This window comes from Rhodococcus sp. WWJCD1 (assembly GCF_002258735.1).
Classification (GTDB): domain Bacteria; phylum Actinomycetota; class Actinomycetes; order Mycobacteriales; family Mycobacteriaceae; genus Rhodococcoides.
The window spans coordinates 87622-102360 of the sequence record NZ_NOXY01000009.1 but is presented as its reverse complement, the minus strand read 5'-3'; the positions used below and the strand labels follow the sequence as shown (position 1 = coordinate 102360).

The following is a 14739-nucleotide window of genomic DNA, read 5'->3' as shown; positions in this document are numbered from 1 at the left end:
CACAGGTTCACTTCACGCCCGAATCGAAGGCACTCCAGGTCACGTGCAACGGCGTCGAGCGCGCGTGTCCACGAGCCGCCAATCGGTGACCTAGCTTTCGGCTGCGGCCACCGATTGGGCGAACATCAGAAGAATGTCGCTCGGCCCGCGGAGGTAAGTGAGCTTGTAGACGCCCTCGTAATCGGCCACGCCTCGCAGGGGAAAGTAACCGTGGCGGGCTGCGATCGCCAGAGCGGCGTCGATGTCGTCGACCGAGAAGGCGATGCGGTGCATGCCGATCTCGTTGGGCAGCGTCGGCGTCGTCTCGATGGCATCGGGGTGGATGTACTCGAACAGCTCGATACGCCCGAGGCCGTCCGGGGTTTGCAGCACTGCGATCTTGGCGTGGTTGCCGTCGAGACCGACGGCGGTGTCTGCCCACTCACCGCTGACCGTGTCGCGGCCGAGGACCGTGAGGCCGAGTTCGGTGAAGAAGTCGATCGTGGCTTCGATGTCGCGGACGGCGATGCCGACGTTTTCGAGCTTGATGCTCATGCGCTGAGTCTCGCATACTGCTTTCTCGGATAGAACAAGACCGAGCGGCCTCGTTCTGGCAGGATCAACAGCTACGCCGGGGTGCGGCGGTCACGACCGAAGGACGACCAACACATGACGTCACCGTGAACAAGCTCTCGACGGTGGCGTTGCTGATCCTGTTGGGTGCAGCCGGGACGTTCAACGGAGTGTCGTTGACCTCGGATCCCACCGGGCGGTCATTGGGCTTGAACGTCGGGATGCTCCCGTCGTGGCATACCTGGGATTACCGCATATCCGGGTTGTTCGTGTTGTTCTTTCTCGGACTCGGACCGTTGATCTGCGTGGCCGCCGTGCTCGTCGACGCCTCCGAAGCTGCGGTGTATGTCGCGTGCGAAGGGCTGGTGACCATCGGCTGGATGGTGTGGCAGATCGTCGTACTCGACATCGATGCTCCCCGCGCTCAAGTCCCCCTCACCCTGTTGGGAGTCGCGTTGATCGTCCTCGCACTCGGCCAATTTCGTGCACGTGCCCGCGAACGCAGCCGACAATAGAGTCAGAGACCGACGGCGCCGAGCAGGGCTGCTCCAGGATCGACAACCGCAACGACGGCCGCGACGAACAGCAGCGCCATCGCTATCGTCATCACTGCACCCAGTGATCCGAGGATGACGAACATCCGACGGTGAGCACCGTCCGCCGAGCTGTAGCGTCGAAAGGTGATGACGGTTCCGGTGGCGACTACAGCGATCACCACAGCGGTAGCGACGATCACCGCCCAGTTGTAGTGCTCGACCTGGTTGAGCAGCTCGAGCAGAGGCGGCCTGGTGTCTCCGCTCTGCACACCGTTCTCGATCAGTGACTGTGCCGTCTGCCCGTCCGCATTGTCGGCGGAGAGCATCGGAAGCAGCGCGACTACGGGTGCGACCGTCGACTGGATGTTGAGCACAGCCACGAACACCGAAAACAACGACAGCACAGTCGTAGTGGCCGCAGCGACCACGTAACCTACGCCGGCAGTCAGCGATCGCCGCCACAGAGTCGCCGCGAGCAGACCCAGAACCACGGTCAGCAGCACCGAGATGACGATCTTGATCGCGTGCCACTCGAACCAGTAGTCCACCATCTCCGCCAAGCCGGGAGGGTATGTGCGGACGCCGCTGCCCCAGTATTCGACCAGGCCGCGGCCGAGCAGCTCACTCATGACTGATTGATCCTGAAACTGCGGATAGCGTCCGCGCAGCAACGCGGCTGGACCCAGAACGAACGCGGCCACCAACGCCGACCCGCCGCATGCCAATACAACGATCGGCCAGTGGTTTCGGGTGACGGACACACTCATCGGACGACTCACGGGAGAGAGTCAATCACCGGGTACTCGAGAGCGCATCCATCTGAAGTACTACATCGCGGACGAGCCGCACCAGACGCTCAGGAGTCGACGTCCGGTCGCTGGATGCGCCGGACCCTTGCAACAGTCACCCCAGCCAGGATCACCCCAGCAACAGTGAGGAAGTCGGATTCGGTCAACCCTCTGTCTGCGTCGACCACGTACAACACTGCGCCTTCGATGGGGGCGTTGAAGAAGAGCCACAGAATGGAGGCAACAACCAGCGATATTGCTGCGGGCCACGAAGGCTTGGCGAGACACCATGCGGCCGACGCGAACACTGCGTTCATCAGAACGAGGGCGTGGAAGGGATCGGTAGTCGGCACCGGTACATCATGACCGAATGTGCAAGTGAATACGCTGGCACCAACGAGAAGTTGCTTGTTCGGCGGGACTCTGAGGCTCTATCCGCGACGTCGGTCAGTGTTCTCTCACAACCCGAGCGTGTTTCGTGTTCGGGCTGTGCTGTGCACGGGTTCGGCTGTGCAACAGGAACATCGACTCGAGCAACCGGGGCTCTTATGGCCGGATCCGGTCGAAGCTAGCGGCACCGCGATAGCAGGCGTCAGTAGGTTCGAAGGCATCTTGTCGACGGCTGTGTTTCCAGGATTTGGTGCGGGAGCACAGCATGCATTCTGGAATTCCGGCGCAGGAGCGACGGTGAGGTTGACGGTGCCCGAGCCTGACGGCGGCGGGACGAACCCGTCCAACGGTCTGGTGCGGGCGGCACGAATTGCGTTGGCGATCACCAGAACTTCGGCGAGTTCGTGGACGAGGACCACGGTGGTGAGGCTCAAAATTCCGGTGGCAGCCAATGGCACGAGGATGCCGATGATGGCGATCGACAGGGCGATGTTCTGGACGATGATGGCGCGGGCACGCCGGGCGTGGGCCAGCACCTGGGGTAGGTGGCGCAGGTCCTCACCCATGAGGGCAACGTCGGCGGTCTCGATGGCGACATCGGTTCCCATCGCGCCCATGGCGATCCCGATATCTGCGGTCGCCAAGGCAGGAGCGTCGTTGATCCCGTCGCCCACCATGGCAATCTTCCTTCCGGCCGCAATGTCGGCCAGCAGGGAGGCTTTCTCCTCGGGCAGTAGGTCCGCGTGAACGGTAGTGATGCCTGCTTCCGCCGCCAAAGCCTGCGCGGTGAGCGCGTTGTCTCCGGTGAGCATCGCGGTGTCGATCCCGAGAGCAGTGAGTTGGCGGACGGCATCGGCGGACTCGGGCCGAAGCTCGTCGCGGACGGCGATCGCGGCAATCAGAAATCCTGCGCGTTCGACGAGAACGACTGTGGCACCGGCGCTTTGCAAGCGGTGTACGTCCTCCCGGAACATGTCGGTGTCGAACCAGCTCGGTTTTCCGAGCCTGATCGGGGTTCCGTCGAGGGTGCCGGTCACGCCGTGCCCGGGGATTGCGGTGACTTCGTCGGCTGCCGCAACGGTCGACACGGACGCGAGTATGGCGCTGGCCAGTGGGTGCTCACTGCGCGCTTCGAGAGCAGCTGCCGTGGCCAGCGCGTCTGCACGGTTGATGCCGTCTGCGGTGACGACGTCGACGACTTCCGGTCTTCCTGCGGTGAGGGTGCCGGTCTTGTCCAGCGCTACGACACGGATGAGGCCGAGTTCCTCAACGGCTGCGCCGCCTTTGATCAATGCCCCGTTGCGACTTGCTGCGCCGATTGCTGCAACCACCGACAAGGGAACGGAGATCGCCAGCGCGCACGGTGATGCCGCGACCAGGACCACCAGTGCTCGTTCGAGCCACAGCATCGGGTCGCCGAGCATCGCGCCCACGCCGGCGACGAGGACGGCGAGAACCATGATCGAGGGCACGAGGGGGCGTGCAATCCGGTCTGCGAGCCGCTGGCCGGACCCTTTGCGGTCCTGGGCTTGCTCGACGATGTGCACGATGCGAGCGAGTGAGCTCTCCGACGCCTTCGTGGTCACGGTGACGTCGATGGCCCCGCCGCCGTTGATGGCACCGGCAAACACGTCGTCGCCGACACCGGCTTCGATGGGGACGGATTCACCGGTGATCGCGGACAGGTCCAGGTTGGTCGATCCGCGGGTGATGGTTCCGTCTGTGGCAGCCCGCTCGCCGGGTCGCAGCACCATGGTGTCTCCGACGACGATGTCGTCGGGGGACAGCGTCGACTCGATTCCACTGCGTATGACCGACACCGTCGGCGGCACCAAGGACAGGAGGGCACGAAGCCCGCGGCGAGTCTTGGTGACCGCGTGTTCTTCGAGCCCTTCGGCGATGGAGAACAAGATGCCGAGCATCGCAGCTTCGGGGATTTGACCCAATGCGATGGCTCCGACCAATGCGATCGTCATCAGCGTGCCGACACCGATACGGCCGTGCCGAAGATTTCTCATCGTCGCAGGTACGAAGGTGATCGCGGCGAGCGCGGCGGCGGCCAGTCCGCCGAGGGTCGCTACCGTGTCGAGACCTGTTCGGCCGAGCGCCCACGACGCGATGAGGATGATCGAGGCTGCAGCGGCTAGTTGCAGTTCGCGTACCTGCCACAATCTCCGAGGCCTGTCGTCTATCGACGGCGGTGTAGGGGTCGGTCTGCAGCATGCGTCAGACATGATCGACACCAGCGGGGGTGGCGACCCTGGGCCTGGCCGAGGCGGTGGAAAGTGGCTCGGTCAGGACTGACAGCAGGTGCGCTCCGCGGTCGGTGAGCGAATACATGACGAGCTTCCCCTGCCGGGTCGAGGTCACGGTGTTCGCCGTTTTGAGCTTGCGGAGGTGGTGGGAAACCAGTTTCTGGCTCTGCCCCACGATCCATGCGATGTCGCAGCCGCACATCTGTCCGCCGGCGTTCAAGGCGAGGGCGATGGTCAGGCGGGTGGGGTCGCCGAATGCTCGTGCAGCGTCGGCGAGTGGTTCGACGTCGACGAGTGCGGGCAGGGCAGCGCGGACGTCTTCGGCGTGGGGGAGATCCATGCACAGCAGATCGCAGGAATCCAGTGGTTCGAAAGCCATGAAAACAATCTAACAACCATGCGATCGTGCGTAAGAGGCCGTGGTCGACCGTTGCGATGTTTGGGTCGCCGAACTATATTATCCGGGTCCTCAAAAATGTCGGTGGCGTTGGAGCGTGATGTTGATGTCTGTCCTGCTGCGCCGATCTTCTGGGTCCCCGTCGCGGTTGCGCTCGAGCGTCGTTCTGCTCGGTCCCGCTTTCGTCGCCGCGATCGCGTACGTCGACCCTGGAAATGTCGCCTCCAATGTCAGCGCCGGTGCGCAATTCGGATACCTTCTGGTGTGGGTGATCGTTGCAGCCAATGTGATGGCGGGTCTGGTTCAGTTTCTGTCTGCCAAGCTCGGCATCGTGACCGGGATGACGTTGCCCGAAGTTGTTCGTGACAGATCGAGCAGGCCTGTGCGACTTGCCTATTGGGGGCAGGCAGAGGTGGTCGCCATGGCGACCGACCTCGCCGAGGTCGTCGGCGGCGCGATTGCGTTGTATCTGTTGTTCGATCTGCCGCTTCTAATCGGCGGGTTGATCACCGGGACCGTGTCGATGCTGTTGCTGTTGGTGCAGGATCGGCGCGGTCAACGCCCGTTCGAGTTCGTGATCCTGGGCCTGCTCGGTGTCATCGCAGTCGGGTTCCTCGCCAGTGTCGTCGTCGAGCCGCCGTCCTTCAGCGCGGCCGCGGCGGGTTTGGTTCCGCGGTTCGACGGCGCGGAGAGCGTGCTGATCGCAGCCGCAATGCTCGGTGCGACGATCATGCCGCACGCGGTCTACCTGCATTCCGGCCTGGCTCGTGATCGACATGGGCATCCCGACGCAGGTCCGGTACGTCGGCGACTGTTGCGGATCACCCGGGTCGACGTCGGACTGGCGATGTTGTTGGCCGGTGCCGTGAACATGTCGATGTTGTTGCTGGCCGCCTCGACCCTCGGGGGCAAGGAGGGCGTGGATTCGATCGAGGGAGCTCACTCCGCGGTGGGCGAGACTCTGGGCCCGGTCGTCGCGCTGTTGTTCGCGTTGGGACTGCTCGCGTCCGGCTTGGCATCGACATCAGTAGGGGCGTACGCCGGCGCGATGATCATGGACGGTCTGCTGCGCAAACGCATCCCGATCGTGGTGCGGCGGCTTGTGACCCTGATTCCTGCACTCGGAATCCTCGCCGCGGGGGTCGACCCCAGCCGGGCCCTCGTCGTCTCGCAAGTCGTGCTGTCTTTCGGAATTCCATTCGCGCTGATTCCCCTGGTGCGGTTCACCTCCGATCGAACGCTGATGGGCGAGGACGTCAATCGCCGGGTGACCGCATACGCGGCCTGGTTCATCGCAGCAGTCATCGTCGCGCTCAATGTCGCACTGATCTATTTGACGGTGGCCTGATCTCCGGTTTCCACTCGACGCCACGAACCCGAGACTTCTACCCTCGAGTCCCGCGAGTGGAGCAAAAATTGCAGAGCTTACGACCCGGCCACCACATCGAATGCCGGCTTGTGGCTGAAGTCCGAGCGCAGTAGTCCGTAGTTCTGTTCCGAATCGGCTGGGTCGGTTCCCGAGTCACGCAGCGAGTGCACGAACACCGGTCCCACGTACGGCAGTGACGACGCCTTGTTCAGGCTCGAGCCGATGATCGCGGCCTGTGCATCCTCGGTGACGGCCATCGGGCCGTTGCCGGTGGGTGCGCCCAGTTCGGTGATCCAGATCTTCTTGCCGCCGTCGCCGTTGGCCGCCATGGCGCCGTAGGCCTGATCCACCTGGGCCCATTGGCCGTTGGGGTCGTTCTCGACGGTGAAGGGGAACGTATAGGGATGCAGCGCAACGGCATCCATGAACCCACCTGCTCCGGCGGCGTACATCTGCTGGAGGAAGGTCACCGGCGCAACGGTCCAGGCTCCGAAGTTCACGGTGGTGGCCAACCCGGCGCTGAGCACGGTGGCCCCGGCGTCGGCGTTGTGGATCGCGGGGTAGGCGGCGCGCAGCAGTCCGGTGTAGCGGGCGGCGTCGACGGGCGCGAAGAAGGTGGGGATGTTGGGCTCGTTCCACACCTCGTAGCTATCGACACGATCGCCGAGGTGCGCTGCTGCGGCACCGGCGAATGCACCGAAGGTGTTGGGGTCCAACGGAACTGCGCCCGGCAGCGGGGAGGCGACGCCACCCTGCGCCCAACCGGGGGTTCCGCCGAGTACGGCCAGTACCGAGTAGCCCTGCGCCGTCGCGGCATTGATCACGCGATCGGTGTTGCCCCAGTCGAACACTCCCGGGGCTGTCTCGATGGCCGCCCAGTTCACGACCACCCGCACCCACGAGGCACCGATCTCACGCCCGGCCCCGAGTTCGTTGTTCAGCGTGGCGTCGTCGAGCGTCAGGAACGGAGCGCCACCGGTGAATCCGAGCCCCGCAGCCGGTGCTGCATGCGCCACGGGTGACGAGAGACCGACGGCGATCGCGGCGGCTGCCGCAACGGTGAGCAGACGTGAGCGGAGGGTCATGGCGATCATCCTAGGGTGCGTGTCAGCGGAGCACCGATCAGTGACTCCACGGTGGAGTGGGGGATGCGATCGTGCCAACGTGCGGTGTTCAGTTCGTAGATGCGCTCGCCCGCCTTGACGGCTGCGGTGCGATCGAGCAGGTAGCGGCGGCATTCGGCGACGAACTGCTCTTTGTCGTCGAAGGTGGGCAGCTCGAAGATCGAGTCCAGGGATCCGACGGCCGCCGAGGTTCCGACGACGGGTAGGCCTTTGCTCGCGGCGTCGAGGATCTTGACGCGTACGCCGCCGCCGGTAGCGACGGGTGCGATCAGGGCGCGGCAGGTGCCGAGGAATTCCTGCAGGTCGTCGACGAAGCCGAGGTCGCGAACTCCGGCAGGATAGACGGGATCCTTGGCACCCGGGGCCTTCGCGCCGATGATGCACAGTTCGGCACCTTCGATGCCCGCAGAGATGGCCGGCCAGTACTCCAGAGCGATCTTGAAGGCCTCCTGGTTCGGCGGCCAGTCGCGGGTACCCATGAACACCAGACGTTGTGCGGTCTCGGCCAGATTCAGCTGCGGTGCGGGTTCGAGGGTGAGGTCGATCCAGCGGGCGTCACGTACACCTTTGTCTCGGTACATCTGTGCCTCGTCGGCGTCGTACGTCCCGACGGCATCCGCTGCGCGGGCGACGCGAATCTCGTCGCGCAGGATGCGCGGCGCCTCGATGCGGCCGATCAATCCGCGCGTCACCTTCCACACCTGCGATTCGGTGTTGACGGTGTTGATCGCGAACGGTGACCCCAGTTTGGCCGAGCGGAGGAACGATTCGGCCATGTAACTGTGTTCGGCCACATACACATCCGAGGTGGATGCGTCGATGGCATCACGGAAGGCGTCGACGTCGTAGCGCCCGTGTACCACCGAGCGGGTCGGCCGTAAGGACTTCGCCAGCAAACCGACATCGACCTTCGGCTTGGGAACGCGAACGACGTCGGGAACTACATCGGTCTCCTTGGACAGGCAGATCGAGCGCACCTCGAAGGCCTCGCGGGCCAGCTGCATCATCAAGCGAGACAATGCGATGTCGCCACCGTGTTCGGTGACGGGGTCCTTGGACAGCAGGAAGGTTGCGCGTCTCATTGCGTCACTTCTTCTTTCACCGGATCTCGGTACAGGGCGCGCATGAACCAGACGAGGAGCACGGCGTCGGTGATCACCGACGCCACGGCTGCGCCGACGGCACCGAAGGGGAACAGGCACAGCACGAGCACCATCTTCAGCGGCGCGAGTGTTGCGGCAGCCAGCACCCGCGTGCGGTCGCGATGCTGGAGGTACAGCACGGTGGTGAACACGTGGTTCATCACCCGCATCACCACGAACAGGGACATCACCACCAGAGCGCCGGCAATCTGTGGGGATGCCGGAGTGAAGAACAGGACGATTCCGGCCGCCAACAGCAGAGATCCTGCGGCACCGCCGAGAATCGCCGTGTGCTTCAACGCCGGACCGGCACTGACCAATCCGTCAGCTGCGCGCAGCTTCTCGTGGAAGGTGTTGCCGAAGGCCTGGCCGATGAAGGCCACGGCCCAGGCCGTCACCGCAGCGACGGAGTAGTAACCGGCGATCGTGGAGTCGGTGAGGAAGCCGAGCAGCAGCACGTCGCCCTGGATGTAGACCGCGTTGGCGAGGTTCTCCGAGAACAGCATCGACATCTCGCGCCACGATCCGGGGATACGTGGTGCCGCGACTCGGGTCTGCAGCGCGGCCAGCAGCGCGATGACGAAATACGGCGCAGCGTAGAGCAGGCTGGCTTCCGTCAGCGACGGGTCGGGAACGGCGAACAGATACGCCGTCGCAAGCGCGATCGAGGTCGCTTGGCGAGTGGTGTCCAGGCGCTGTGTCAGATCAGGACGGCCGTCGCGCAATGCCCTGCTCTTGTAGGCATTGAAGACCAACTCACCGCCGCCGATGACGAGAGCGAACCAGGCGATGTAACTCACCTGCACCAGGCACAGTCCGCCGACGATCAGTACGGCACCGGCCAGCACACGAGTGGTGCGCTCGCCCAGGAACTCTCGTTCGCTCACGCGGATGGAGCGCACGGTGAACGGATGATCCAGGGGTGCGGCGAGGATCGCGGCCAGTGCGAACGCCATGGCGTACTGGCCGTAGTCGCTGATCCCCAGCTTGGCGATCAGCGCGACGGTCCACAGCAGGCCGATTCCGCGCCCGCCGTAGGTCCACAGGGCGGCGACCCCGGCCTTGATCAGATTGCCGTTCACTTCGACCACACAGCCACGAAGTTCTCGGCCACCAGGTGGGGAGCGTTGGCGCTGCGCAGTGTCTCCACTTCGTGGCGGAGTCGGGTCAGCGCTTCTCGATCGGTGACGAGGCGAGCGGTGGCGTCGGCGATCTCGACGGTTCCGCCGGCGACAACCAGTGCACCGCCATCGGTTTCGGAGAGCGCGCCTTCCTCGAGGCAGACAACCGGGGTTTGGTAGGCGATGGCACGGCTCACCGAGCCGGAGGCAGGGAACGCGTCGCCGTAGATGGATCGTTTGCCGTAGGGCACCACGAGTGCACGGATGGATTCGAAGAAGGCGTCCTCGTCCGGTCCGTTCACCTCTCCGAGAATTTCGACTCCGTCCACGGGGTCGAGCTGTTCGGTTCCGCGTCCGGCGATGCGAATGGCAATGTCGCTCGGCAGACGATCGCGCAGCTGCTGGAGCTGATCGAATCCTTTACCGCGGTAGACGAATCCGAACAGGCCGACGGCAAGTGGGCGATCTTCGGCCGGAGTGATGTCGGGCCGTTCGGGGACGAAGTGCATCACAGCTTCTGCCGTCACGGCGGGGTAGCTGCGTTCCAGGGAGTCGGCACCGGAGCGGGTGAGTGCGAACAGCGTTCGACGGCCGACGACGGCGCGTTCCAGTCGGCGCCACGCTGCCCGAAGTGGGTAGTGCAGGCCGTGGTTGAGCACCTTCTTGCCGGCCAGGAATTTGGTACGGGCAGGCCACCAGACGATGCCGGGTGGATCGTGCACGGTCGCGGTCACCAGCGGGTTGCCGGTGAGACGAGCGGTAGCCCAGAACGGCATCACCGAGCCGCCGCTGAGTTCGCAGTGCACGATGACGCGCTCCGGGTCGGCGTCGACGAGCTCCTGTATTGCCTTGCGGTGCCGCAGAATGTCTCGTACCGAGTGCGACCCGGGCCCGTCGTGGCGATACTCGATCACCTCGCCGAAGTGGTGACGCACGGCGTCGGCGAAATCGTCGGCATAGTCGCCTACCCCGCCCACTCCGGATCGAGGGGCGAGGTAGACGAGTCGGCAGTCGCGCAGAATCATCAGTAGAACAGCGGCCGATACTTCGGGCGGTAGGCGAGAGCCTTGGGATCGCGCATCGCGCGCACCTTGGCAGGCACTCCGGCAACCACTTCGAGTTCGCCCACGTCTCCACGCACCATGGAGCAACCGCCGACGACGGCACCGCGGCCCAGGGTCACACCGCTGAGAAGCGTGCTGCGACTGGCAATCCACACGTAATCGTTGATTACGCAGGGCTCGAGGATCGGGGTGAACTCCGGCGAGTTGTGATCGTGGTAGCCGGCGATGATGTGGGTGTCACTGGCGATGACGACGTTGCTGCCGATCGTGATGCCGCCGCGGGCGTCGAGCATGCAGCGGAATCCGATGGAGCATGCGTCGCCGATGGTGAGGCCCTCGGGATCGAGGATGGTGGTGCCGCGGAAGATCGAGACGTCCTTGCCGATCGTCGCTCCGAACGCGCGCAGGAAGTTCTGCCGAATCCAGTGTGACGGAATGAAGGTCACGAACATGTTGAAGCCGAGCGTGCCGATGCGATTGCGCAGCTTCCGCTTGAACGTGATGTCCTGCATCTTGTAGTTCGACACGTCGTAGATCTCGGGTTCCGCGTCGCCCACAGGCCGTTCCACCGCTGTCATGCTGCCATCTCCTCGGTCATGTCGAACTCGACCATCGCCTTGACGATCTGATCGAAGTCCTTGGTCGGTGCCCAGCCCAACAGGTCCCGGGCTTTGGTGGCGTCGCCCACCATTCTTGCCGAGTCGGCAGGTCTGAGCATCTCGGAGTCACTGCGGACGTAATCGCGCCAGTTGTCGATCCCCACTGCCTCGAACGCGGTGGCGACGAAGTCCGCCACGCTGTGCGCCTCGCCGGTGGCGACAACAAAATCGTCACCCTTGCCGTAGTCGGCCATCGCTGCCATCGCGTCGACGTAGTCCGGTGCCCAGCCCCAATCTCGCTCCGAGGTGAGGTTGCCGAGCTCGAGCGTGTCACGAGTGCCGCGGGAGATGGCGGCGGCCGCCTTGGTGATCTTGCGGGTCACGAAGGTTTCCGGTCGCCGCGGCGATTCGTGGTTGAACAGGATGGCGTTGGTTGCTTCGAGACCGCGGGATCGGTAGACCTGAACCATGTTGTGGCTCAGTGCCTTCGACGCGCCGTACGGAGAAGTCGGGGCAATTGGGGTCCCCTCGTTCTGCAGGGATACTCCGGATCCGGCGAAGATCTCTGCACTGGACGCATTGATCACCATGATGCGCTTGCCCAACGCCTCCTGCTGCGTGAAGCAGGCATCGAGCAGGGCAGCCGCCGATACTCCGTTCACCCGGGTCGTGAGAACCGGGTCGTTCCACGAGCGCCACACCGACGAGATGCCGGCGAGGTGGAACACGTAGTCGGGTTCGATGTCGCGAATCAGAACCTGGGCAACCCCGGGCTTGCTGATATCGACGTGGTGTTGCGCGACGTGCGGGTTGACTGTGCCGTCGTTACCACCTGGCTTGGCTACACCGTGGAGGGCCCAACCGCGTTCGAGCAGAAGCTCGGCGAGGTAGCTGCCGTCCTGGCCTGCCACTCCGGTGATCAGCGCGGTCGGGCGGTGCCCGGCGTTCACGCGATTGCGGCCGTGTCGGGCGACTGCTCGGCGAGGTCGTTGTGCACCATCATCGTAACCAGTTCGGGGAAGGCAACCTTCGGCTTCCAACCCAGTGCTGCGTGTGCTTTGGCGGAGTCGCCGACGAGTAGATCGACCTCAGCGGGACGGAAGAACTGTGGGTCGATCTTGACGTAGCGCTCCCAGTCCGTGATGTCCACTGCGGCGAACGCGTGGTCCAGAAGTTCTCGGATGGAATGCGTCTCGCCGGTGGAGATCACGTAGTCGTCGGCCTCGTCCTGCTGCAGCATCAGATACATGGCCTCGACGTAGTCGCCGGCAAATCCCCAGTCGCGTTTGGCGTCGAGGTTTCCCAGCGAGATCTCGGTCTGCAATCCGAGGGCGATGCGGGCGACGGCCTGGGAGACCTTGCGAGTGACGAATTCTGGCCCGCGACGGGGTGATTCGTGGTTGAACAGAATGCCGGAGCTGGCGTGCATGCCGTAGGACTCGCGGTAGTTGATGGTCATGTAGTGCCCGTAGACCTTGGCCACGCCGTACGGGGATCGGGGCCACAGGAGCGTTTCCTCGCGCTGCGGTACCTGCTGGACCTTGCCGAACATCTCCGAACTGGACGCCTGGTAGAAGCGAACCTGCTTGCCAGATACCTGCTCGTAGAGCCGGGTGGACTCGAGCATGTTCAGCACGCCACCGCCGGTGACATCGGTGGTGAGGCGCGCGTTCTCCCACGAGTACGCCACGAACGAGACGGCTCCGAGGTTGTAGACCTCGTCGGGGTCGGCGACAGCGAACGCGCGCATCAAGGCCGAGAGATCCAGAAGATCGCCGTGCAGGATCTGGACCTGAGGTAGCTCCCGTTCGACCATGGCGGCCTTCGGGTTGTTCTGTCCTCGAATCAAACCGAAGACTTTGTATCCCTTGCTCAACAGCAGTTCGGCGAGGTAGAGGCCGTCCTGGCCGGTGATGCCGGTGATCAGTGCGCGCTTGGTCATCACGATGCCGCCCTCTCCATGTTTTCTGTGTACATCTCGGACACTGCCGCGTGCAGTTCGGCGGCGAAGCGTTCTTCGTTGAATTGCTCGACGTGCGCTTTGATCTTCAAGGGTTCCCACGTGGTTCGTTCGAGGATTGTCACCGCGTCGCGGATCGAATCCGGTTGGGGTTGATCGAAGTACACACCGGATACGCCTTCCTCGACTGTGTCGAGGAACCCGCCCCAGTGCAGCACCGCGCTGGGTTTGCCGTGGAAGCCCGCTTCGATGGGGGTCAATCCGTAGTCTTCATAGCTGGCGGCGATCAAACCGTTACAACCCTGGTAGAGCCAGGTCATCTGTCCCGAGGTCAGATCGCTGAGCATCAGTACGTTGTCGGACTTGAGCTTTCGCAACCGGTCTGCCTCGGGGCCGCGGCCGACGACGATCAGCTTGCGGTCGGTGCCGGCGAACGCGGCCATGACCTTGTCGACGTTCTTGTACGGCAGCAGTCGTGAGATGCACAGGTAGTAGCCCGAGCCGCTCAGAAACGCGTCCGCCTCGGGGATCGACTCCGGCGTCGCCGTCTCGACGGTGAACGGCGCGGGTAGCACCGTCGACTCGATGCCGTATGCGTCGGTGATGCGTTGCTTCACCACGGTGGAGATGGCGAGATATCGGTCGGCCGAGAGGGCTGCTCGTTGGTCCCAGGTGCGCAGCGGCGCTGAAAGCGTCTTGAGCGCAGCACGTTTGAGCGGACTCCGCGCCTCACCCAGGTACATCTGTGATTCGTACAGCCAGCGTGCCGGGGAGTAGCAGTAGACGAGCTTGCGACCGGAGGTGTGGAAGCCGTGGGCCCAACCGCTGGTGCTGGTGAGAACCACGTCGGCGTCGACCTCGATCGACGAGGACGCGAACGGGAGCAGTGGCAGGGCGGCGCGGTGGTTCTTGCGAAGGAACCCGATTCGGTTCAACCTGGAAGGCCGCACGTCGAGGTCGGAAAATTCGGGGAACGTCGTCGACGGCTCGAAGAGGGTGGTGTAGATGGGCGCGTCCGGGAACGCGCGAGCCATCGCCAGCACAACCTTCTCGGCACCGCCGCGTTGGGTCAGGTAGTCATGGGCAATCGCAACGCGGAGCCCAGTGCCGTCGGTCATGGTTCGACCTGGTAGTGCTTACGCGAACTAACATGCGACACAACAATATTCGTATCCATCAGTTACCCATCGTGTCGAACCGTACTCGAATGGAGCGAGAACATCTCAAGCACCGACCGGGTTCGAGCGTGCGGCACTGCACGACGGAACCGTGGACAAATCGGCGTCCCCCGACGAGACATACGAACAATGGACGTAATCCTGCCACGAAGAGTCATTCGTTCGCTGTATATGAATATCCGTTTCCACGACAAATAGATAGCTCTGAGTGAGGTTCTTCACAACGCAAATTAATCCAGCGAGCCGACGAAACCCTGCCTTCGC

The 14739-nt window shown here is 63.8% G+C and carries 15 protein-coding genes; 2 read left to right on the top strand and 13 right to left on the bottom strand.

Annotated elements, in window-relative coordinates; genetic code table 11:
* Window positions 1-90 precede the first annotated feature (90 nt).
* Entirely contained in the window at window positions 91-534 is a 444-nt protein-coding gene (locus tag CH286_RS05685; protein WP_032405356.1) for a VOC family protein, read from the bottom strand.
* 125 nt (window positions 535-659) lie between these two features.
* Here CH286_RS05685 and CH286_RS05680 point away from each other — a divergent pair, with 125 nt between their 5' ends.
* The gene (locus tag CH286_RS05680) at window positions 660-1067 is read left to right on the top strand and encodes a hypothetical protein (RefSeq protein ID WP_094608633.1); all 408 of its coding nucleotides are present in this window, start codon (window positions 660-662) and stop codon (window positions 1065-1067) included.
* Window positions 1068-1069: 2 nt separating this feature from the next.
* Here the strand turns inward: CH286_RS05680 and CH286_RS05675 are convergent, their stop codons facing one another.
* The 4 genes from CH286_RS05675 to CH286_RS05660 all read right to left on the bottom strand — a co-directional run bounded on the left by CH286_RS05675 (window position 1070) and on the right by CH286_RS05660 (window position 4900).
* Window positions 1070-1855 (bottom strand): hypothetical protein, encoded by a 786-nt coding sequence (locus CH286_RS05675; RefSeq protein WP_094608632.1) that lies wholly within the window; start codon window positions 1853-1855, stop codon window positions 1070-1072.
* 89 nt (window positions 1856-1944) lie between these two features.
* Window positions 1945-2229 carry a hypothetical protein gene (locus CH286_RS05670; protein WP_032405359.1) on the bottom strand — a complete coding sequence of 95 codons (285 nt, stop codon included), beginning with the start codon at window positions 2227-2229 and terminating at the stop codon, window positions 1945-1947.
* A gap of 105 nt (window positions 2230-2334) precedes the next feature.
* Entirely contained in the window at window positions 2335-4500 is a 2166-nt protein-coding gene (locus CH286_RS05665; RefSeq protein WP_094608631.1) for a heavy metal translocating P-type ATPase, read from the bottom strand.
* Complete coding sequence (locus CH286_RS05660) at window positions 4493-4900, bottom strand: ArsR/SmtB family transcription factor (protein ID WP_032405365.1); 408 nt, start codon at window positions 4898-4900, stop codon at window positions 4493-4495. Before CH286_RS05660 ends, CH286_RS05665 begins: the two co-directional genes overlap by 8 nt.
* Before the next feature lie 124 nt (window positions 4901-5024).
* On the opposite strand from CH286_RS05660, the gene CH286_RS05655 reads away from it, so the two are divergent.
* Window positions 5025-6266 (top strand): Nramp family divalent metal transporter, encoded by a 1242-nt coding sequence (locus tag CH286_RS05655; protein WP_094608730.1) that lies wholly within the window; start codon window positions 5025-5027, stop codon window positions 6264-6266.
* 77 nt (window positions 6267-6343) lie between these two features.
* On the opposite strand, the gene CH286_RS05650 is transcribed toward CH286_RS05655, so the two are convergent.
* From CH286_RS05650 to CH286_RS05615, 8 genes are read right to left on the bottom strand one after another with little or no spacing between them, the layout of a single operon-like run.
* Window positions 6344-7372, bottom strand: a complete 1029-nt coding sequence (locus CH286_RS05650; RefSeq protein ID WP_094608729.1) for a hypothetical protein — start codon at window positions 7370-7372, stop codon at window positions 6344-6346.
* Window positions 7373-7377: 5 nt separating this feature from the next.
* Window positions 7378-8493 carry a glycosyltransferase gene (locus CH286_RS05645; protein ID WP_094608630.1) on the bottom strand — a complete coding sequence of 372 codons (1116 nt, stop codon included), beginning with the start codon at window positions 8491-8493 and terminating at the stop codon, window positions 7378-7380.
* Window positions 8490-9635 carry a lipopolysaccharide biosynthesis protein gene (locus tag CH286_RS05640; RefSeq protein WP_032376054.1) on the bottom strand — a complete coding sequence of 382 codons (1146 nt, stop codon included), beginning with the start codon at window positions 9633-9635 and terminating at the stop codon, window positions 8490-8492. The genes CH286_RS05645 and CH286_RS05640 overlap by 4 nt, the downstream gene beginning before the upstream one ends.
* A complete protein-coding gene (locus CH286_RS05635; RefSeq protein ID WP_255182583.1) occupies window positions 9632-10699 on the bottom strand; it encodes a glycosyltransferase in 1068 nt (355 codons plus the stop codon). Before CH286_RS05635 ends, CH286_RS05640 begins: the two co-directional genes overlap by 4 nt.
* A complete protein-coding gene (locus CH286_RS05630; protein WP_032376055.1) occupies window positions 10699-11316 on the bottom strand; it encodes an acyltransferase in 618 nt (205 codons plus the stop codon). The genes CH286_RS05635 and CH286_RS05630 overlap by 1 nt, the downstream gene beginning before the upstream one ends.
* A complete protein-coding gene (locus CH286_RS05625) occupies window positions 11313-12287 on the bottom strand; it encodes a GDP-mannose 4,6-dehydratase (protein WP_094608629.1) in 975 nt (324 codons plus the stop codon). Before CH286_RS05625 ends, CH286_RS05630 begins: the two co-directional genes overlap by 4 nt.
* Entirely contained in the window at window positions 12284-13279 is a 996-nt protein-coding gene (locus CH286_RS05620) for a GDP-mannose 4,6-dehydratase (protein ID WP_094608628.1), read from the bottom strand. The genes CH286_RS05625 and CH286_RS05620 overlap by 4 nt, the downstream gene beginning before the upstream one ends.
* Complete coding sequence (locus CH286_RS05615) at window positions 13279-14415, bottom strand: glycosyltransferase (protein WP_094608627.1); 1137 nt, start codon at window positions 14413-14415, stop codon at window positions 13279-13281. Before CH286_RS05615 ends, CH286_RS05620 begins: the two co-directional genes overlap by 1 nt.
* Window positions 14416-14739: the final 324 nt, after the last annotated feature.

Coding starts and splice junctions, on each gene's coding strand:
- CH286_RS05620 (WP_094608628.1), bottom strand. CDS start 13,279: ATGACCAAGCGCGCACTGATCACCGGCATCACCGGCCAGGACGGCCTC.
- CH286_RS05655 (WP_094608730.1), top strand. CDS start 5,025: ATGTCTGTCCTGCTGCGCCGATCTTCTGGGTCCCCGTCGCGGTTGCGC.
- CH286_RS05615 (WP_094608627.1), bottom strand. CDS start 14,415: ATGACCGACGGCACTGGGCTCCGCGTTGCGATTGCCCATGACTACCTG.
- CH286_RS05660 (WP_032405365.1), bottom strand. CDS start 4,900: ATGGCTTTCGAACCACTGGATTCCTGCGATCTGCTGTGCATGGATCTC.
- CH286_RS05630 (WP_032376055.1), bottom strand. CDS start 11,316: ATGACAGCGGTGGAACGGCCTGTGGGCGACGCGGAACCCGAGATCTAC.
- CH286_RS05675 (WP_094608632.1), bottom strand. CDS start 1,855: ATGAGTGTGTCCGTCACCCGAAACCACTGGCCGATCGTTGTATTGGCA.
- CH286_RS05665 (WP_094608631.1), bottom strand. CDS start 4,500: ATGTCTGACGCATGCTGCAGACCGACCCCTACACCGCCGTCGATAGAC.
- CH286_RS05635 (WP_255182583.1), bottom strand. CDS start 10,699: ATGATTCTGCGCGACTGCCGACTCGTCTACCTCGCCCCTCGATCCGGA.
- CH286_RS05645 (WP_094608630.1), bottom strand. CDS start 8,493: ATGAGACGCGCAACCTTCCTGCTGTCCAAGGACCCCGTCACCGAACAC.
- CH286_RS05685 (WP_032405356.1), bottom strand. CDS start 534: ATGAGCATCAAGCTCGAAAACGTCGGCATCGCCGTCCGCGACATCGAA.
- CH286_RS05650 (WP_094608729.1), bottom strand. CDS start 7,372: ATGACCCTCCGCTCACGTCTGCTCACCGTTGCGGCAGCCGCCGCGATC.